General features: G+C 63.4%; 16 protein-coding genes and 1 pseudogene. 13 read left to right on the top strand and 4 right to left on the bottom strand.

Translation table 11 applies throughout. The features are described 5' to 3' along the window. Positions 1-35 precede the first annotated feature (35 nt). The 3 genes from ABIA96_RS01890 to ABIA96_RS01880 all read right to left on the bottom strand — a co-directional run bounded on the left by ABIA96_RS01890 (position 36) and on the right by ABIA96_RS01880 (position 3,323). Positions 36-1,241 (bottom strand): NAD(P)/FAD-dependent oxidoreductase, encoded by a 1,206-nt coding sequence (locus tag ABIA96_RS01890; protein WP_354135310.1) that lies wholly within the window; start codon positions 1,239-1,241, stop codon positions 36-38. Between the two features lie 43 nt (positions 1,242-1,284). Next, positions 1,285-2,154, bottom strand: coding sequence for an alpha/beta fold hydrolase (locus ABIA96_RS01885; protein ID WP_354135705.1), 870 nt, complete (start codon positions 2,152-2,154; stop codon positions 1,285-1,287). Between the two features lie 218 nt (positions 2,155-2,372). Then, a complete protein-coding gene (locus ABIA96_RS01880) occupies positions 2,373-3,323 on the bottom strand; it encodes a helix-turn-helix domain-containing protein (protein WP_354135309.1) in 951 nt (316 codons plus the stop codon). Positions 3,324-3,688: 365 nt separating this feature from the next. Here ABIA96_RS01880 and ABIA96_RS01875 point away from each other — a divergent pair, with 365 nt between their 5' ends. From ABIA96_RS01875 to ABIA96_RS01840, 8 genes are all read left to right on the top strand, one after another. Beyond that, positions 3,689-4,618, top strand: a complete 930-nt coding sequence (locus ABIA96_RS01875) for a helix-turn-helix domain-containing protein (RefSeq protein WP_354135308.1) — start codon at positions 3,689-3,691, stop codon at positions 4,616-4,618. Positions 4,619-4,705: 87 nt separating this feature from the next. After that, positions 4,706-5,542: an enoyl-CoA hydratase-related protein gene (locus ABIA96_RS01870; RefSeq protein ID WP_354135307.1), complete on the top strand. Its 837-nt coding sequence runs from the start codon at positions 4,706-4,708 to the stop codon at positions 5,540-5,542. A gap of 216 nt (positions 5,543-5,758) precedes the next feature. Then, the gene (locus ABIA96_RS01865; protein WP_354135306.1) at positions 5,759-6,631 is read left to right on the top strand and encodes a branched-chain amino acid ABC transporter permease; all 873 of its coding nucleotides are present in this window, start codon (positions 5,759-5,761) and stop codon (positions 6,629-6,631) included. Between the two features lie 3 nt (positions 6,632-6,634). Then, a complete protein-coding gene (locus ABIA96_RS01860) occupies positions 6,635-7,777 on the top strand; it encodes a branched-chain amino acid ABC transporter permease (RefSeq protein ID WP_354135305.1) in 1,143 nt (380 codons plus the stop codon). Next, positions 7,774-8,532 (top strand): ABC transporter ATP-binding protein, encoded by a 759-nt coding sequence (locus ABIA96_RS01855; RefSeq protein ID WP_354135304.1) that lies wholly within the window; start codon positions 7,774-7,776, stop codon positions 8,530-8,532. Before ABIA96_RS01860 ends, ABIA96_RS01855 begins: the two co-directional genes overlap by 4 nt. 2 nt (positions 8,533-8,534) lie before the next feature. Further along, positions 8,535-9,284, top strand: coding sequence for an ABC transporter ATP-binding protein (locus ABIA96_RS01850; protein WP_354135303.1), 750 nt, complete (start codon positions 8,535-8,537; stop codon positions 9,282-9,284). Then, the gene (locus ABIA96_RS01845; protein ID WP_354135302.1) at positions 9,271-10,968 is read left to right on the top strand and encodes an AMP-binding protein; all 1,698 of its coding nucleotides are present in this window, start codon (positions 9,271-9,273) and stop codon (positions 10,966-10,968) included. Before ABIA96_RS01850 ends, ABIA96_RS01845 begins: the two co-directional genes overlap by 14 nt. Before the next feature lie 26 nt (positions 10,969-10,994). Continuing rightward, positions 10,995-12,200 carry an ABC transporter substrate-binding protein gene (locus ABIA96_RS01840; RefSeq protein ID WP_354135301.1) on the top strand — a complete coding sequence of 402 codons (1,206 nt, stop codon included), beginning with the start codon at positions 10,995-10,997 and terminating at the stop codon, positions 12,198-12,200. A 146-nt stretch (positions 12,201-12,346) separates the two neighbouring features. Here ABIA96_RS01840 and ABIA96_RS01835 read toward each other — a convergent pair whose 3' ends face one another. Beyond that, positions 12,347-13,090: an SDR family NAD(P)-dependent oxidoreductase gene (locus ABIA96_RS01835; RefSeq protein WP_354135300.1), complete on the bottom strand. Its 744-nt coding sequence runs from the start codon at positions 13,088-13,090 to the stop codon at positions 12,347-12,349. A gap of 155 nt (positions 13,091-13,245) precedes the next feature. Between ABIA96_RS01835 and ABIA96_RS01830 the strand changes: the two genes are divergently transcribed. From ABIA96_RS01830 to ABIA96_RS01810, 5 genes and pseudogenes are all read left to right on the top strand, one after another. After that, positions 13,246-14,016: a methyltransferase domain-containing protein gene (locus tag ABIA96_RS01830; RefSeq protein WP_354135299.1), complete on the top strand. Its 771-nt coding sequence runs from the start codon at positions 13,246-13,248 to the stop codon at positions 14,014-14,016. Positions 14,017-14,233: 217 nt separating this feature from the next. Beyond that, positions 14,234-15,247 carry a DctP family TRAP transporter solute-binding subunit gene (locus ABIA96_RS01825; RefSeq protein WP_354135298.1) on the top strand — a complete coding sequence of 338 codons (1,014 nt, stop codon included), beginning with the start codon at positions 14,234-14,236 and terminating at the stop codon, positions 15,245-15,247. Between the two features lie 236 nt (positions 15,248-15,483). Beyond that, positions 15,484-15,858 (top strand): annotated as a pseudogene (locus tag ABIA96_RS01820) (TRAP transporter small permease); the annotation flags it as partial. Between the two features lie 234 nt (positions 15,859-16,092). After that, a complete protein-coding gene (locus tag ABIA96_RS01815) occupies positions 16,093-17,376 on the top strand; it encodes a TRAP transporter large permease (RefSeq protein ID WP_354135704.1) in 1,284 nt (427 codons plus the stop codon). 169 nt (positions 17,377-17,545) lie between these two features. Beyond that, a complete protein-coding gene (locus ABIA96_RS01810; protein WP_354135297.1) occupies positions 17,546-19,477 on the top strand; it encodes an alkyl/aryl-sulfatase in 1,932 nt (643 codons plus the stop codon). Positions 19,478-19,493: the final 16 nt, after the last annotated feature.

The following is a 19,493-nucleotide window of genomic DNA, read 5'->3' as shown; positions in this document are numbered from 1 at the left end:
TGGTCTCCTGTTGAAGTTTACGAGTGGTGGGCAGTTTAGAGAGCGGTGACGCGCTCCGGATCGGCCGAGGCGAGGGCTGCGGCGCGCTCGGCTTGGGGCGGATAGATCCAGACCGTGTTGATTTCCTGCTTGGTCTTCTTGGCGACGTCGCCGACCATTTCGACTGTGCGCTCCCAGCCGCGGGTGAACACCGCGCCGGCTTCGCCGAGGTCGAGGCAGGTCACGTAGGCTTTCTGGTGATAAGGCCTGGTCGCAACGCCGAGCAGCTCGGCGGCGGCGTTGTTGCCGGCAAACGCGCCCATCCGGGTCGCATGCTGACACGACATCAGCGCGTAGTTGCCGACATCGTCACATGCGGCCCGTGCGGCATCGCCGGTCGCAAAGACGCCATTTACCGACGGCACGCGGAGTTCACGGTCGACCAGCAGCCGGCCGAATTGGTCGCGCTCGGCAGGGATCTGAGCCGTCAACGGAGCCGCGCGCATGCCAGCGGCCCAGATCGCTGTTTCGCATTCGATATGCTCGCCGCTGGAGAGCGTGACGCCGGATTTGTCGAGCGATGCGACGCCGACACCGAGCCGGGTCTCGACGCCGAGCTTGCGCAACGCATCTTCGATGATGGGGCGGGGGCCTGCGCCCATGTCGGGGGCGATCGCCTGGTTGCGGTCGACAATGATCACGCGCAACTCCGCGTCCTTGCCGAGAATCTGGCGCAGGCGCGATGGCACCTCGGTTGCGGCCTCGATGCCGGTGAAGCCGCCGCCTGCCACCACAACGGTATTGCGTGCCTTCGTGGCTGGGCGGCTCGACAGGCCACGCAGGTGACGATCGAGCGCGATGGCGTCGTCGAGCTGGTCGACGCTGAAGCCGTGCTCGGCAAGGCCGGGAACGTTTGGGCGGAACAACCGACTGCCGGTGGCGACGACCAGCCGGTCATAGGACAGCTTCTTCCTGGTGCCTTGTGCGGCAGCGATCTCGACGATCCCCGATTTGGTATCGATCGCCTCGGCACTGCCCTTGATATAGACGACGTCGATCGCTTTCAGCACGTCCTGCAACGGTGCTGTGAGCGTTTCGGGTTTCGGTTCGTAGAGCCGCGGGCGAACCACCAGCGTCGGCTCGGGCGCAACGAGTGCGATCTCGAGTTTTTCTGGCGATACACCCTGGATGTCGCGAAGGCGGGCGGCGGAAAGCGCGGCATACATGCCGGCGAAGCCGGCGCCAATGATGACGATGCGCATGTCGATTGTTCCTTGGTTGAGATGATTGCGATGAAAGCGCGGGTTACGCCGTCACGAATTTGAGCAAGTCGGCGTTGACGATATCGGGATGTGTCGTGCAGACGCCGTGCGGCAGCAGGTCGTAGATCTTCAGCGTGCTGTGCTTCAGAAGGCGGGCCGACAGCGGCGCCGAGTCGGCAACGGGGACGATCTGGTCGTCGCTGCCGTGCAGGACCAGCGTCGGCACGGTGATGGCTTTCAGATCCTGAGTGAAGTCGGTCTCGGAGAAGGCCTTGATGCCCTCGTAATGGGCCTTGGCGCTGCCCATCATGCCTTGACGCCACCAGTTCCAGATCGCGGCCTGCGACGGCTCGGCGCCGGGACGATTGTAGCCATAGAAAGGACCGCTCGCGAATTCGAGGTAGAACTGCGACCTGTTGGCGGCAAGTTGCCGGCGCAAGCCATCGAACACCTCGAGCGGTAATCCGCCGGGATTGGACTCGGTCTTGAGCATCAAGGGTGGCACGGCACCGATGAGCACCAGTTTGGCCACACGATCCCCGCCATGACGCGCGACGTAGCGCGTTGCCTCGCCGCCACCTGTCGAGTGGCCGATGTGGATGGCGTTGCGAAGATCGAGATGTTGGACGAGGGCGGCGACGTCGGCCGCATAATGATCCATGTCGTGCCCGTCGCTGACCTGGCTCGAGCGGCCATGGCCGCGGCGATCATGCGCGATCACGCGAAAGCCCTTGCCGAGGAAGAAGAGCATCTGGGCATCCCAGTCGTCGGCGCTGAGCGGCCAGCCGTGATGGAAGACGATCGGCTGCGCGGACTGCGGTCCCCAATCCTTGTAGAAGATTTTTACGCCGTCGCTGGTCGTGACTGACGTCGCAACGTCGTTCTTCCCGGTCGAGAGGGCTGCGGCTTTCATGTCGCTGCCCGCGGCCGAGGTGGAGCGGACGGTCACCGACGCCGCGTACATGAGCGTCGTTGCGAGAATTTTTCGTCGTGAGGTGGTGGCGAGCCGGCTGACAGAACTGATCAAAGCCATTTGCAATTTCCATTTCAGTGGTAGGGGCACCATGAGTTCTACTGAACTGCATCGGCTGATGCCCCAGCGGGATTGACGCGATTGAAGCGCGATTGCTGCTAACGCGCGCGGCGGCGCCAATCGCTCGGCGATTCCCCGGTCAGCTTTCGAAACGCGGCGGCAAAGGCGGTCTGCGAGGAGTAGCCGAGCGTGGCCGCGACCGAGACGACGGACGCGTCGCTATCGCGCAGCATGTTCATGGCCTGCTCGAGCCGGTGCTGGCGCAGCCAGGCATGCGGGGAAAGCCCGGTGCTGTCCTTGAATGCGCGGCAAAAGTGAAAGCGCGACAGACCGGCCTCGGCGGCGAGCGCCGCGAGCGAGACGTCGGCATCGCTGTCCGAGCGCAGCCGCTCGATGGCGCGAAGCAGCGTCTTCGGCGCCAGGCCACCTCTTGTCGGTGCGATCATGTTCGGCGAGCCGCTGTGTGCAGCGAGAAGGCGCGTCGCCAGCAAATCCATGAGCTGCTGCCTGAACAGCGTGTCCAGCGCCTCGTTACCTTCCAGAACATCCGCCGCACTCAGGAGCAATCGCGACGTCACGGGATCGGGATGCGCGGTTCGCTCCAGGAGATCGGCCGGCGAGCTGGCTTCGGCCTCGTCCGCAACGCGCTTCAGCGTGGCCTGTGGAAGATAGAGCTGAACGACGTCGACGGGTTTCGGAATGTCCCACCGGGAGCTCGATCCTTCCGGAATGATGATCACGGCGCCCGGGCGAAACGTCCCGATCGCGACAGATCGTCCGGACCGCCGCTCCATGCGCTGGACCGAGCCGTTGTAGGCCATGATGACGTGGTGGCTCATGGGCTCGACGACGTCGTGCAACGGCTCGTGCTTCCAGTGGGCAATCCCGGCGCCGGAGGGGTCCAGTGCCATGCGAAAAGGCACCGTTCCGAGCACGCGGGCCATCTCCACATCGGCAACGGGCCGGTCGCCGGTCGGGGCGACGTCGCGCTGCGCTTGAGACGCGGCGGGGATTTCATTCGAGGACTCGCGCAGGACGACGTTGCTCATGGACTTCTGCTCGTGTGAGGGCATCGGGTAGTAGGCTGCGCGAAAATCCGCGTCTTGCCTGATGCTGCCCTGCGTTGCCTGATCCTGCTCCGCGGACGCCTCACACGCGCGCCTCGCGTGCGTTTGTGAAAAGTCGTGATGTCCACGCTCGGTTCGACGACACCCTCCGGTCGTCGCGGCATGAGCCAGATCGTTTTGAAATGATTGCCGAATTTTGATGTGAGTCTGGTCCGGGGCGAAGCGGCAGGCCCTGTCGGGTGCGACGTCGTCGGTCGTGGCCAGCAATGGGCGAATACCCGATATACCGGTCTCGAAATGGCGGGTTGCTGTGACCTGCTCTCGAACCTTCACAGAAGAGACCGACGATGACCAGGACAGGCGCTTACGGTGAACGGCTCGGAGAGTTTCTCCGCCTCGAGCAAGCGCCGCCCACGCTGGTGACCCGTTCGCTGCGCAGCACCGAGATCGCGGTCACGGAAACGCGCAACGACAATCCCGTGCCGGGTCTTTCCGGCTCGTTTGCCGCGGAAGATGCCTATCTCATCGGTCTGAAGCTGCGCGACTATCCGGAGTGCGAGATCTGGGGGGAGGGCCGTCACATCAAGAAGACGGACGTCTACTCCGGCACGACCTATCTGTACGATCTCAAGACCGACCCGCGCTACGTGATCGACAAGCCGCTTCACTCGCTGCATTTCTACGTGCCGCGTTCGGCGTTCGACGGTCTCGCCGATCAATCGGGGGCGCGACGCATCGATACGCTGGATTGCCGGCTTGTCGGGCACGATGATGCCATCGTCCGCCATATCGGCGCTTGCTTGCGCGAAGGACTGCGCCGGCCGAATGAGGCCAACCAGCTCTTCATCGACCACATGATGCTGGGGCTCACCGCCCACGTCGCTCAGGCCTATGGAGGCTTTCGGCAAAAGGCCGAGACCAGCCGGGGTGCGCTTGCGCCATGGCAGCTGGCGCGTGCCTGCGACAAGCTCGAAGCGGATCTCGGCGGCAAGCTGCCGTTGCAGGCCATCGCGGCCGAGCTCGGACTGTCGGTTAGCCATTTCTCGCGCGCGTTTCGCGCCTCGACCGGCCTGCCGCCTTATCGCTGGCTTCTTCATCATCGCGTGAGAACGGCCAAGCTCTTGATGAGCGTGCGTGGTCTGTCGCTCTCCGAGGTTGCGATCTCGGCGGGCTTTGCCAACCAGAGCCACTTCACGCGGGTCTTCTCCGCGATCGCGGGTGTCAGCCCGGGTGCATGGCGGCGCGATGCGCTGGGAACAGCGGGCCACGAGGGGTGATCTGCATTCGCGGCCGATGACAACCCTCCTGATCTCGGGCATGACTTTGCTCAAAGGCAAAAATGCCTGACGATCGGGAGGATCTTTATGGGCTACCAGCACATCATCGTCGATGACCCGCGTCCGCGCGTCCGGCGCATCACGCTGAACCGGCCGGAGAAGCGCAACGCGCTGAACAATCTTCTGCGCAGCGAAATTTTCGAGGTGCTCGAAGAGGCCGATCGCGATGGCGGCGTCTCGATCACGATCCTGCGCGGCGCGGGGCCGTGCTTTTCAGCCGGCTACGATCTCTCCGCCGACAACCGCGTCGACCAGCCTTATCACTCGGCGTCCGGACCGGGGCAATGGTCGCGCCACGTGGTCGAGGGCTGGTTCCGGATCTGGGATCTTGCCAAGCCCGTGATCGCGCAGGTGCACGGTTATTGTCTTGCGGGCGGTACCGAGCTCGCGACCGCCTGCGATGTCGTCTATGTCGCCGACGATGCGCAGATCGGCTATCCGCCGGTGCGGCTGATGAGTCCGCCCGACATGCAATATCACCCCTGGCTGGTCGGCATGCGCCGCGCCATGGAATTGATGCTGACGGGCGATGCGATGTCCGGCCGCGAAGCCGCCGACTGGGGTTATGCGACGCGGTCCTTCCCGCTCGCCGAGCTGGACGAGAAGACGCTCGATTTCGCCGAGCGCGCCGCGAAAGTGCCGGTCGAGCTGCAACAGCTCAACAAGCGGAGTGTGCACCGCGCGATGGAAATCATGGGCGCCCGCGCCGCCATCCGCGCGGGCACCGAGATCCAGGCTTTGGCCTTCACCACCGAGGCGAGCAAGGCCTACATGGGCAGCTTTCGCCGCGATGGCAGCAGCGTGAAGGCCCAGCTCGACCAGCGCGACACCGCGTTCGGGGATTACCGGACGAAGAAAGAATAGGTGTTGCGCGCTTGACCTGGTCGATGATGTCAGCGCCGTTCGCCTTCAGGCATACAGCCGCATTTCGAAGTCTTGTGGCAAGGCGCTATTCGAAGCGATTGCGCGCGGCATCACGTCTCATTCGATGGTCGCAGCATCGAGTTAATTAGCTGCTTGACTAACATCATCGACCGTTCTCATATCGAAAAAAATGGGCGCAGCGCGCATGGGACGGAAATGCTCGATTTCACGCAGCAAGTCATTAGCGGCGTCGCGCTGGGGTGCGTCTATGGGCTGATCGCCCTTGGGTTCGTGCTGATCTACAAGGCGACAGAGGTGGTGAATTTCGCGCAGGGCGAGATCATGATGCTTGGCGCCTTCATGTCGGTCACCTTCATCACGACGCTCGGGCTGAATTACTGGCTCTCATTCCTGCTGTGCGTGATCGCGATGGCCATTCTCGGCGCGATCATGGAGCGGCTCGTGCTCCGCCCCATCCTCGGCTATCCGCAATTCTCGATCGTGATGGCGACGATCGGCCTCGGGCTCGTGATCCGCGCGCTGGTCGGCATCATCTGGGGCACGGACGATCTCCGGATCGAGACGCCATTCACCGACGGCGTGTTCAAGATCGGCCAGCTTGTCATCGCTTGGGACGCGCTCTCCATCATCGTCGCGACGATCCTGCTGTGCGCGGCGCTTTATGCCTTCTTCCGCTTCACGCGGGTCGGCATCGCGATGCAGGCGACGTCGCAGAACATGCTCGCGGCCTATTACATGGGCATTCCGGTCAAGCGGATGTTCTCGCTGGTCTGGAGCCTCTCCGCGATGGTCGCGTGCGCCGCCGGGATATTGCTGGCGCCGATCACGCTGATCCACGCCAATCTCGGCTTCCTCGGCATCAAGGCGTTTCCGGCCGCGGTGCTCGGCGGCTTCGGCTCGATTCCTGGCGCGGTCGCCGGCGGCATCACGATCGGCATCGTCGAGTCGCTGTCCGGCTTCTATCTACCTGAGGGCTTCAAGGACGTCGCCGCCTATGTCGTCCTGCTCGCCGTGCTGCTGTGGAAGCCGCAGGGCCTGTTCGGCCTCAACGCCGTCAAGAAGGTGTAAGGCATGGCCCATCATGTCCGCACCGGTTACGGCGACAGCGATCCGCTTTTTCCGTCGAAGGCCGCGATGTTCTGGTATGCCGTGCTGATCGCGGGCCTGATCGCTGCGCCCTATGTGATCGAATCCTATTATCTCAGCCAACTCGTCTTCATCATGATCTACGCCATCGTCGGCGTGGCGCTGAATATCCTGTCGGGGCAGGCGGGGCAGGTCTCGATCGGCCACGCCGCCTTCCTCGCGATCGGCGCCTACTTCACGGCGGTGGCGCAGAAGCACGGTATTCCCCTGGTGCTGTATCTGCCGCTCGCCGGTGTCTTCACCGGGATTGCCGGCTATCTCGTCGGTCTGCCGGCGCTGCGCCTGCACGGGATCTATCTCGCGATCGCCACGCTCGCGTTCGCCTTCATCGTCGAGGAGATCATCGCGCGCTGGGAGAGCGTCACCAACGGCAATGAAGGCCTGATGCTGCCGCCGCCGTCACTGTTCGGGCTGAAGCTCGGCAACGAGGGCTTCTATTACCTCTGCCTGCTCGTCACCGTGCTGGTGATTCTCGCCGCCATCAACATCATCCGCTCCTCGACCGGGCGCTCCTTCATGGCGATCCGTGACTCCGAGACCGCGGCGCGCAGCATGGGCATCGACACCGCCCGCTACAAGACGACGGCCTTCGCACTGTCCGCCGGCATCACCGGGATTGCCGGCGCGCTCTATGCGCACAAGATGTCGTTTATCTCGCCGGAGATGTTCAGCCTGTCGGTCTCGATCGATTTCGTCATGATCATCATCATCGGCGGGCTGGTGAGCCTGCGCGGTGCGGTGTTCGGCGCGATCTTCATGATCATGGCCGATCCGCTGCTTATCATCCTCAAGGACAAGGTGCCGTTGTGGAGCGACGCGCTGACGCACGCCTTGTTCCTGCCCGATACCGTGACCCAGGCGATCCAGGCCGGTGTCCTGCGCGTGGTCAACGCGCCCGGCCTGAAGTCGCTGATCTTCGGCCTCATCATCATCGTCTTCATCATCCATGAGCCGATGGGCCTCGACGGCCGCTGGCAACGCGTGAAGGCCTATTTCAAGCAATTTCCGCTGGCACGCCAACGCAGCGCACGTCCACCCCGCATGTTCCTGAAGTCCGAGCGCCGATGACCTTCTTCGACGTCAAGAACCTGACGGTGAAGTTCGGCGGCCTCACGGCCGTGGACAATATCTCGTTCGGACTCAACGAGGGCGAGGTCTTCACCATCATCGGGCCGAACGGCGCGGGCAAGACCACGCTGTTCAACCTCATCAGCCGGCTCTACACGCCGAGCGCGGGCCAGATCATCTTTCGCGACGAGGACGTCACGCGGCTATCGGCGCAACAGATCGCCGGACGCGGCATCGCCCGCACGTTCCAGAACATCGAGCTGTTCGAGAGCGCGTCCACCTTGCAGAACCTCCTGGTCGGCCGCCACCGGCATTCGACCACGCGCGCCTGGCAGGATATCTTGCGTACCCGAAAGGTGCGTGACGAGGAGGTCGCCCACCGGCGCGCCGCCGAGGAGGTCATGGACGTGTTGCGGCTGCAAAGATACCGCGACACCACGATCGGCGCACTTCCCTATGGCGTCCGCAAGGTGATCGAGGTTGCGCGCGCGTTGTGCGTCGGGCCGACACTGCTGCTGCTCGACGAGCCGTCGTCCGGTCTCAATGTCGAGGAGACCAATGCGATGGCGGAATGGATCCTGGAGATCAACCGCCGTCTCCGAATCACCGTGCTGATGGTCGAGCATGACATGTCGCTCGTCAGCCGCGTCTCCAACCGCGTGCTCGCGCTGAACTACGGGAAGATGATGGCGCTCGGCACGGCTGCGGAGGTTCAGAGCCATCCCGACGTCGTCGCGGCCTATCTCGGGGCATGACGATGGACACGCAACCGATCCTCCGTCTCGCCAATGTCGAGAGCACCTACGGGCCGATCACCGCGATCCGCGGTATCAGTCTCGATTTGATGCGGGGACAGATCGTCACCGTGCTCGGCGCCAACGGCGCGGGCAAGACCAGCATCCTCAAGACCATCTCAGGCGTGCTCGATCCCGTGAAGGGAACGGTCGAGTTCGAGGGGCGGAAGATCCGCGCGATGGAGCCGGACAAGGTCGTCCGGCTCGGTATCAGCCACGTGCCGGAGGGGCGCGAAGTGTTTCCGTTCCTCAGCGTGCGCGATAACTTACGGATGGGCGCCTATATCCGCAACGACAGCAAGAGTGTCGCCAGCGACCTCGAGAAAGTGTTCGATTATTTCCCGGTGCTGCGCGAACGGCAGAACCAGATCGCGGGTCAGCTCTCCGGCGGCCAACAACAGATGCTGGCGATCAGCCGCGCCCTGATGAGCCGCCCAAAGGTGCTGCTGCTGGACGAGCCGTCGCTCGGCCTCTCGCCGCTGCTGGTGAAGGAGATTTTTGCGATCATCCGCCGTCTCAATGCGGAGGAGGGCGTCTCGATCCTGCTGGTCGAGCAGAACGCGAAGATGGCGCTGGAGACGGCGCATTACGGCTATGTGCTCGAGGTCGGCCGCGTGGTGATGCACGACACCTGCGCCAATTTGCTCCAGTCCGACCAGGTCCGCGAATTCTATCTGGGCATGCATAGTGAAGGTGGTCATGGCGGGCGCTGAAACCGAGGCTCTCTCGGCACGTCTCACTGCCGCGCTCGAGGCGCACGGCGGCGCGACGGTGATGCGCTCGAAGCGCTACGGGCTCTGGCAGCCGCTCACCGGCACGGAGACCGTGACGCGTATCGCCGCAATCGCGCGCGGCCTGCGCGTCACAGGCCTGCAAGACAAGGACGTCGCGGCCATCTGCGGCGATACCTGCGCGGACTGGGTGCTCGCCGATCTCGGCATCATGGTCGCCGGCGGCATCTCGGCAGGGCTTGACGCCGATGCTGATGCCAATGAGTTGGCGCGTCTCGTCAATCTCTTTGGCGTCACTATTCTCTTCGTCGCCGGCGATGCGCATCTGCATCGGGCGCTGGGAATCAGGGATCGCTGCCCGAAGCTACGGCTGATCGTCGTCATGCACGAGCAATGGGACGATGGCGCGCGCGTCGATCACGTGATGACGCTGGCGGAGCTGCAGGCACGAGGGGGAGGCACCGAACCGCTTCCTGCACCCGCCGCGACGTCCGTCGCCGCGATCGTGCTGACATCAGGCGTCACCGCGCCCGCGCGCGGCGCCTTGCTCACGCAGGCCGCGCTCGGCCGGCAGGCCGCGCGTGCCGCCAGTGCGCTGCAATTGGGCTCGAGCGACGAGCGCCTGTCGCTGACGCCGCTGCATCATGTGATGGAGCGCGTGGTCGGCGTCTACGCCTCGCTGCTCGCGGGCTGCATCATCAACTTCCCCGAAAGCCGCGAGACCGCGCTCAGCGATCTCAGGGAATTGCAGCCGACTGTCGTCCAGGCGCCGCCGCGCCTGTGGGCGAAGCTGAAGTCCGGTGTCGAGCTCGCCGCAGCCGAGGCAACGAAGTTTCAGCGTCGCGTGATCGCCATGGCTGTGAAGCCGGGAAGCGACGGGCCAAACCCGCTGCTCGATGCGCTGGTGCTGGCTCCCGTTCGTGATCGCATCGGCCTGTCGCGGGCACGGCTTTGCCTCACGACCGGCGCATCGGCGCGCTCCGATGTCGGAGCCTGGTTCGCCGCGATCCGTCGGCCGCTCACCGATGCCTATGGTCACGCCGAGTCCGGCGGAGCCGTAACTCTGGTCACGCATCGCGGCGCGCGCAAAGCGCTCGATGGCGTGACGCTGGAGACGCTTGCTTCAGGCGAGCTCCGGCTGCGGTCCGATACGCTGTTCGTCGGTTATGCCGGCGAGTCCGCGAATGCGATCCGCGACGGCTGGTGGCACAGTGGTGATGTCGTCCATGCCGGCCAATCGCATCCGGTCGGCCGCGTCGCGGATCTGCTCGACCGTGACGGCGGGGCCGCATGTCTGACAAACGAAGCCGATCTCGTCACGTCGCCCTACGTCGCCGATGCCTTCCTGCATCGCGACGATCAGGGGAGGGTGATCGCCGCGGTCCTGATGGACCCCGATCCCGTGATCAAGTTCGCGCAGGACAACAGCATCCCGTTCACGCACTTCCTCAGCCTGTGCCGCTCGCAGGACATTCGCGCGCTGATCGCCGGTGTGATTGCGCAGACCAATGCGCGGGCGCCGGTGAAGATCGACGACTTTACCTTGATCGAGCGCGCGCTCGGTCCCGGCGATCCCGAGATCAGCGCTATGCTCGTGCTGCGCCGCCGCTTGCTGCGCCCGCAAAACCGTTCGTTAAGCGAAAGCGCCATTTCACAGAGCGCATAACCAGAGCACAGGGAGAAATAGCAGTCATGACCTCACGTTTCCTTTTGTCAGCCGCGATCGTCGCACTCACGGGAGTGGCGGCGCAGCCCGCGCTCGCGCAGTTCAAAACCCAGGGCGTCACCGACACGGAGATCGTGATCGGCACGCATATGGATCTTTCCGGGCCGATCAAATCGTGGGGCGTTCCGGCCTCATCCGGCATGAAGCTCGCGGTCGAGCAGATCAACGCCGCGGGCGGCATCAACGGCCGCAAGATCAAGCTCATCCTGGAGGATGACAGTTACGATCCGAAGAAAGCGGTGCTGCAGACGCAGAAGCTGATCGAGCTCGACAAGGCATTCTCGATCGTCTCGGCGATGGGCTCGGCGACCACGTTGGCGCCGATGCCGCTGGTGCAGGGCGCCGGCCTGACGCATCTGTTCCCGATCACGGCTGCCGAATTCACCTTCAAGATGGATCCGGCCAAGCCCGAGGATCGGCTGAAGTTCAACATGTTCAGCCCCTATTACGACACGATGCGCCTCGGCATCAAATACGTGATGGAGCACAACAAGCTGAGCAAGCCCTGCATCGTCTATCAGGACGACGAGATGGGAAAGAATTTCACCGACGCCTATTCCGATCAGCTCAAGGATATGAAGTTGCCGGAGGCCACGCGCGTGTCCTTCAAGCGCGGAGCGACCGACTTCAACTCGCAGGTCGCGCGCATGAAGGCGGACGGTTGCGATCTCGTCGCGCTCGGCTCGGTGGTGCGCGAATCCGTCGGCATCGTCACCGCCGCCAAGAAGCTGGGCTGGACGCCGACCTATGTGGTTTCGTCACCGAGCTACGTGCCGGACCTGCATGAGCTCGGCAAGGACGCCGCTGAAGGCATCTATGGTGTCGGCCAGACCGAGATCTTCTATCCGGATACGGCGACGGGCAAGGTGAAGGAATTCATCGAGGCCTATCACAAGATGTTCGGCATCGATCCGAACCTGCAGTCGACCTCGGGCTATGACGGCGCGATGGCGTTCGCGTTCTATGCAGGCCTCGCCGGCAAGAACCTGACTACGGATTCGCTGATCGCCGCGATGGAATCCGGCAAGGTATTCGAAGACATCTTTGGCGGCGCCCCGGTGTCCTTCTCCAAGGACAACCACCTCGGCGTCTCCGCCGCAACCATCGGCCAGATCAAGAACGGCCGCTGGGTGACGATTGCGAAGAACCAGTCGTACAAGACGGAGAAGTAAGCGGAGGACGACGGCGATGCCCGATGGACAACATCGGGCGTCGGGTAGAGCACTTGCGAAACCCATCATTTTTCTCGGCGCGCTGGTGATGGGTTTCGCTGCGCTCTATCCATCCTACGGGCTAGGCAGCGCAATCCCATGCGGCGCTAAAACTGGTACCTTCGCAACCCGCCATCCACCGGGATCACCGTTCCCGTGATGTAGCGCGCTACCGGTGACGCCAAAAAGACCGCGAGCGCCGCGAGGTCCTCCGGCTCGCCCCAGTAGCCGACCGGAATTTCTTCCTCGGCAAAGCGCTCGCGATAATCCGGCGCATAGTTGCGGCGGATCTGTTCGCTCATGATGCGGCCGGGCGGGATGCAGTTGATGGTGATGCCGTGCTCGCCGATCTCGCGCGACAGGCCCTTGGCCCAGGCGTGCACAGCGGCTTTCGCGGCGAATGCCGCATTCAGCCCTTCCGGCTCGGACTTGCCGGTGATGTTGACGATGCGGCCCCATTTGCGTTCGATCATCTGCGGCAGCAGAGCATGCGCGATGCGGCGGTAGCTGGTGAAATTCAACGCGATCGCCTCGTCCCAATTGCTGTCGGGCGCATCGACGGGCAGCGGGCGGCTGCCGCCGGCATTGTTGATGAGGATGTCGACATGACCGAGCTCCCCCAGCGCGAATGCTGAGATCCTCTCCGCTGCATCCTTGGCCATCACGTCCTGCTCGAACGGCGTGATCAGCCCGCCGCCGACGTCCTTCACCAGCTCGGCCAGCAGGTCGGTGCGCCGCGCCACACCCACCACGCGCACGCCTTCGGCAGCCAAGCCTTTAGCAATGGCGCGGCCGATGCCGATGCTGGCTCCGGTGACGACAGCGGTTTTCGATTTCAACCCGAGGTCCATGATCACACGCTCTCTTGTTCGCTTTTTTGCGCTTTGCAGTTGGTTTGGTGTTCGTTTCCCGCCCTGTCCCGGGTGCGGCGATTTGCCCGACCGGGACGAGCAGTGGTAACCAAGCGCGACGGCGAAGGAAATACGAAAAAGAAAAGGCGCAGATTATGGTATGGGATCCGCAGCAATATCTGAAATTTTCGGGCCACCGGCTCCGGCCCGCGGTCGACCTGTTGATGCGGATTCCCGATGTTGGCCCGCGCACGGTCGCGGACCTTGGCGCCGGCGCCGGCAATGTCACGAAGCTGATCAAGGAGCGCTGGCCGTCCGCCGCGGTGACCGGCGTCGAGGGTTCGGCCGAGATGGTTGCCGCGGGGCGCAAAGCCGCGCCGGACGTGGAATGGTCACATGAAGACCTCGGTCATTGGCGTCCCGGCAAGCAATATGACGTCGTCTACTCCAATGCTGCGTTGCACTGGCTGCCCAATCATGCGGCGCTCTTCCCTTCGGTGATGGAAAAGGTCGCACCCGGTGGCATGCTTGCAGTGCAGATGCCACGCAACTTCCTGGCGCCATCCCATGTGCTGATCGGCGAGACCGCTCTGAACGGGCCCTGGCGGTCCAAGGTCCAGCACCTCGTGACGCCGCCGCCGGTCGAGGGGCCGGCCTTCTATCACGATCTGCTCGCGCCGTTGTCGCAAAATATCGACATCTGGGAGACCGAATATCTTCAGGTCCTCGAAGGCGAGAATCCCGTCAAGGAATGGACCAAGGGGACCTGGCTGACGCGCTATCTCGACGTGCTGCAGGGCGACGAGAAGGCCGCGTTCGAAGCGGCCTATGGCGAACGGGTCGCGAAGGCCTATCCGAAGAATGCTGCGGGGCAGACGCTGTTCCCGTTCCGGCGGCTGTTCATGGTTGCCCAGCGCAAAGGTTAATTGCGTTTCGGCGATGCGACATAAGCGCTCGCTCCCCGAGACGGGAGCGGCCGCCGGGTTGCGCATGCGACCGCCGTCAAGATAGCGTCGCTGCGGCATAGGTTCGCTGCGGCAAATTGGGCTTAGGTCTAGTTGTTCAGGGTACGGATTGCTGCCACTACTGAAACCGTAAAACAAAAAATGAACCCGGTTTCCGAGGTTGTTGGGGAGGTCTTTCATGCACAAACTGCTGTTTGTGGTCGCTGCGGCCGCGTTCGCTTTGGCTCCTGTCTTGTCTTCAGACTTGGCCCAGGCTCAGAGCCCGATCATCATCAAGTTCAGCCACGTCGTCGCCAACGATACCCCGAAGGGCAAGGGCGCGCTGAAGTTCAAGGAGCTTGCCGAGAAGTACACCGACGGCAAGGTCAAGATCGAAGTCTATCCGAACTCCTCGCTCTACAAGGACAAGGAGGAGATCGAGGCGCTCCAGCTCGGCTCGGTGCAAATGCTCGCGCCATCGACGGCGAAATTCGCGCCGCTCGGCATCAAGGAATTCGAGGCGCTCGACCTGCCCTGGCTGTTCAAGGACGAAGCGACCTATTCCGCCGCGATGAAGGGCACGGTCGGCAAATGGCTGTTCAAGAAACTCGAGACGAAAGGCATCACCGGGCTCGCCTATTGGGACAACGGCTTCCACATGGTGTCGTCGAACCGTCCGCTGATCAAGCCGGAGGACTTCAAAGGTCTGAAATTCCGTATCTCCGGATCGAAGATCGCCGACCAGTATTTCCGTATCCTTGGTGCTATCCCGCAGATCATGGCGTTCTCGGAAGTCTACCAGGCGCTGCAGACCGGCGTGGTCGACGGTTGCGAGAACACGGCGTCCAACTACCTGACGCAGAAATTCTACGAGGTGCAGAAGGACATCACCGTGTCCTATCACGCGCATCTGCAATACGCCGTCATCGTCAACTCGAAGTTCTGGTCCGGCCTGCCGCCTGATATCCGCACCCAGCTCGAGAAGGCGATGGCGGACGCGACCGAATACACCAACCAGATCGCGCACCAGGAGAACGAGGACGCGCTGGCCGAGATCAAGAAGACGGGCAAGACCCAGCTGCATTATCTGACTGACGCCGACCGCAAGGCATGGCAGGAAGCAATGCGGCCGACTTATGCGTGGGCCAAGGGCCGGGTCGGGCAGGAAGTGCTCGATCTCATCGCCAAGGAACTCGACGTCAAGATGAACTGACGCGTTTTCCGGGAGAATAATACCAACGGTCGGGAGTGTGTTCACTCCCGACCGTTTCGTATCGATAGGGGGACTTTGATTTGCTTCGCGTGCTCAACCAGGGGCTCAATCATCTCGAAGAATGGTTGATCGCGGCGCTCATTGCGGCTGCAACGGGGCTGATCTTCATCGCTGTCGTGCACCGTTACGGTGCGGGCGAATCGATCGTGTTCTCGCGATGGGCCGCGGCGCACGGGATGACCTGGCTGGCGTCGCTGTCGATGGCGGTGTTCACCTTCCTGTCCGAGCTGGATCTGTCCTGGGCGCAGGAACTCTGCATCTACATGTTCATCTGGATGGCGAAGTTCGGCGCGGCCTATGGCGTGCGCACCGGCATCCATGTCGGCGTTGATCTCCTCGTCAATCGCTTGCCCGAGCATTCGCGCAAGCATGTCATCTTGTTTTCGCTGCTCTGCGGCGCGCTGTTCACAGGCATGATCGCCGCCTTTGGCGCCTCCTTTGTCGCCGAGATGTTCAAGACCGGCCAGCAGTCCAACGATCTGGAAGCGCCGATGTGGTTCGTCTATCTGGCGATCCCGCTCGGCTCCGGCCTGATGTGCTTCCGCTTCCTCCAGGTCTCGTGGTCCTACTTCTGGACCGGCGAGCTGCCGCATCATGACGAAAGCCATGTCGAGGGCGTCGAAGCCGACGCCTCGCCGGCGCTGCATCCGCAGCCCGCCGGCGCCGCAACCAGGGCTGCCTCGCGAAAGGTTTCGCCGCTCGGCGTGATCCTGATCATGGCGCCGATCCTGATCTTCGCGATGTGCCTTGCCGAGAAGTTTGGCGTCGTCTTGTTGCCGCATTGGCTGCGCGCCGTCACCGTGTTCGCGCTGCTGATCGCGCTGATGCTGACCGGCATCCCGGTCTCGATTGCGCTCGGCCTCACCGTGATGACGTTCCTGTTCACGCTGACCACGGTGCCGATCGAAGCGGTCTCGATGAAGCTCTTCACGGGTATCGAAGGCTTCGAGATCATGGCGATCCCGTTCTTCATCCTCGCTGGCAATTTCCTCACCCATGGCGGCGTCGCGCGCCGCATGATCAATTTCGCGACCTCACTGATCGGGCACTGGCACGGCGGTCTCGGCCTTGCCGGCATCGTCGCCTGCGCGATGTTCGCGCTGGTGTGCGGCTCGAGCGTGGCGACTGTTGCCGCGATCGGCGCCATCGTGCTGCCGGAGATGGTCCGCCACGGCTATCCCATGCGCTTCGGCGCCGGCATCATCACCGTTGCCGGCTCGCTCGGCATCCTGATGCTGCCGTCGATTCCGAAGATCGTCTACGCGGTCTCGACCAACACCTCGATCGGCGCGCTGTTCGTCGCCGGCCTGTTGCCGGGCATCCTGCTGACGACGATGCTCTGCATCGTCACCTGGTGGCTCGCGCGCAGTCGCGACTATCCGCGGCTGCCGAAGGCGAGTTGGGGCGAGACTTTTCACGCCTTCCGCGAGAGCATCTGGGGCCTGATGCTGGTCGTCATCATCATCGGCGGCATCTATAGCGGCCTGTTCACCGCCACCGAAGCGGCGGCGATGGCGGCGGTGTACTCGTTCTTCATCTCGGTCTTCGTCTACAGGGCCATCGGCATGAAGGACGTGCCGAGGGTGCTGCTGCGCGCCGCCAACACCAGCGCGATGCTGCTCTACATCGTCACCAACGCGGTGCTGTTCTCATTCGTGCTGGCCAACGAGAACCTGCCGACGGTCCTGGCCGACTGGATCGCGGCGCAAAACCTTGGCTGGGTGGGCTTCCTGCTGGTCGTCAACGTGCTGTTGCTGCTCGCCGGCAATTTCATGGAGCCGAACTCGATCATCCTGATCATGGCGCCGATCCTGGCGCCGGCCGCGAAGAAGCTCGGCATCGACCTCGTCCATTTCGGCATCGTCATGGACGTCAACATGGAGGTCGGCCTCTGCCATCCGCCTGTCGGCTTGAACCTCTATGTCGCATCGATGATAGCCCGAATGCGGATCACGGATCTCGCGGGCGCGGTGATGCCGTGGCTCCTCACCATGCTCGGCTTCCTCGTCATCGTGACCTACTGGCCCGATTTGACGCTGTGGCTGCCGCGGGTGCTGGGGATGCATTAAGCGGCACGTCGTAGCCCGGATGGAGCGAAAGCGAAATCCGGGCTCTTTGGCAGTTCGACAGAAGGCCCCGGATTGCGCTGCGCTCCATCCGGGCTACGTACTCCTCCGCGCGATGGCAATCGACCACGAGATGCGGTTAGATGCCGCGGATCAGGCCGGGAGGACGCAAATGACCGACACATCCAGCAACGAGCCGAAGGACGCAACGCCGTCCGTCATTGCGCAGCAAGAGGCGATGCTGAACGCACTGCCGTTTTCCGACACGCGGGATTTCGACGACGCTGCGCGAGGCTTCCTCGGCACGATCGAGCACGCGAAGATCGCGAACCCGCAGGGGCGGACGGTCTGGAGCTTGGAGCCCTATGGCTTTCTGTCCAGCGAACAGGCGCCGCCGACGGTCAATCCCAGCCTGTGGCGGCAGTCGCGGCTCAATATGCAGCACGGCCTGTTCGAGGTCGTGCCCGGAATCTTCCAGGTGCGCGGGCTCGACATCGCCAACATGACGCTGATCGAGGGCGACAGTGGCGTCATCGTGGTCGATACCCTGACCTCGATCGAGGGCGCGCGCGCCGCGCTCGATCTGTACTACAAGCATCGCGGCCGGCGCCCGGTCGCGGCCGTGATCTTCACGCACACCCACACCGATCACTGGGGCGGCGCGCGCGGCGTGCTCGAGCAGGATGCGCTGGCGACAGGGCGCGTGCCGATCATCGCGCCGAACCTGTTCATGGAACACGCCGTCTCCGAGAACATCATCGCGGGGCCGGCGATGTTGCGTCGGGCGCAGTATCAGTTCGGGCCGTTCCTGGCCAAGGGCGTGCGGGGGCAGGTCGATTGCGGCCTCGGCAAGACCATGGCGGCGGGCGCGGTTGCGCTGCTGCGGCCGACCGATCTGATCATGGCGACCGGCGACACGCGCGTTATCGACGGCGTCGAATTCGAATTCCAGATGGCGCCGAACAGCGAAGCGCCGGCGGAGATGCATTTCTTTCTTCCGCGCTACAAGCTGCTGAACCTTGCCGAGAACTGCACGCATAACTTCCACAATCTGCTGCCGTTCCGTGGCGCGGACGTGCGCGATGCGCTGGCATGGTCGAAGTACCTCAACGAGGCGCTGCATCTGTGGGGCGGCAAGGCCGAGGCGATGTGCGGCCAGCACCACTGGCCGGTGTGGGGCCGCGAGCGCATCGACACCATGATCCGCGAGCAGCGCGACCTCTACAAATTCGCGCATGACCAGACTATCCGTTTGATGAACCACGGCCTGAATGCCGCGGAGATCGCTGAGACGATCCAGCTGCCGAAGAGTCTTGAGGGTGCCTGGCACGGCCGCGGCTATTACGGTCACATCAGGCACAATGTGAAAGCGATCTACCAGAAATATCTTGGCTGGTACGACGCCAATCCGGTCAATCTCGATCCGCTGCCGCCGGTGGAATCGGGGAAGAAGTATGTCGAATACATGGGCGGCGCCGACGCGATCCTGACGCGGGCGCGCGCGGATTTTGACAAGGGCGAATTCCGTTTCGTGGCGCAGGCGCTCGGCCATCTCGTCTTTGCCGAGCCTGATCATGCAGCGGCGCGCGCGTTGCTGGCCGACACGCTGGAGCAACTCGGCTACGCCGCCGAGAGCTCGACCTGGCGCAACGCCTATTTGTTCGGTGCCCAGGAACTGCGCCGGGGCATGCCGAAGACGCCGCCGCGTGCGCCGATGCCGCGCGAGACGCTGGCGGCGCTGCGCACCGAGCAGCTATGGGACGTGCTCGGCATCCGCCTCAACGGCCCGAAGGCGGAAGGAAAGCACATCGTGCTGAACTGGAGTTTTTCGGATACCGGCGAGACGTTTGTGCTCAATCTGGAGAACTGCGCGCTGACTTATACGGAAGGCGTGCAGGCCGAGAAAGCCGACGCCAGCTTTACGCTGGCGCGGGCGACGCTGGACGAGGTGATCGCGAAGCTCACAAGCTTTCCGGAAGCGGTCGCCGCCGGCAAGGTCAAGCTGTCAGGCAACCCGATGCGGCTCGCCGAGCTGATGGGGCTGATGGACGAATTCCCGCGGATGTTCGAGATCGTCGAGCCGAAGCGGACGGTGGTCGCGTAGGGCATCGCTGGGCTTC

This window comes from Bradyrhizobium sp. LB11.1 (assembly GCF_040549385.1).
Taxonomy (GTDB): Bacteria; Pseudomonadota; Alphaproteobacteria; order Rhizobiales; family Xanthobacteraceae; genus Bradyrhizobium.
The sequence above is the reverse complement of the archived record's forward strand: the minus strand, read 5'-3'. Positions and strand labels throughout refer to the sequence as shown.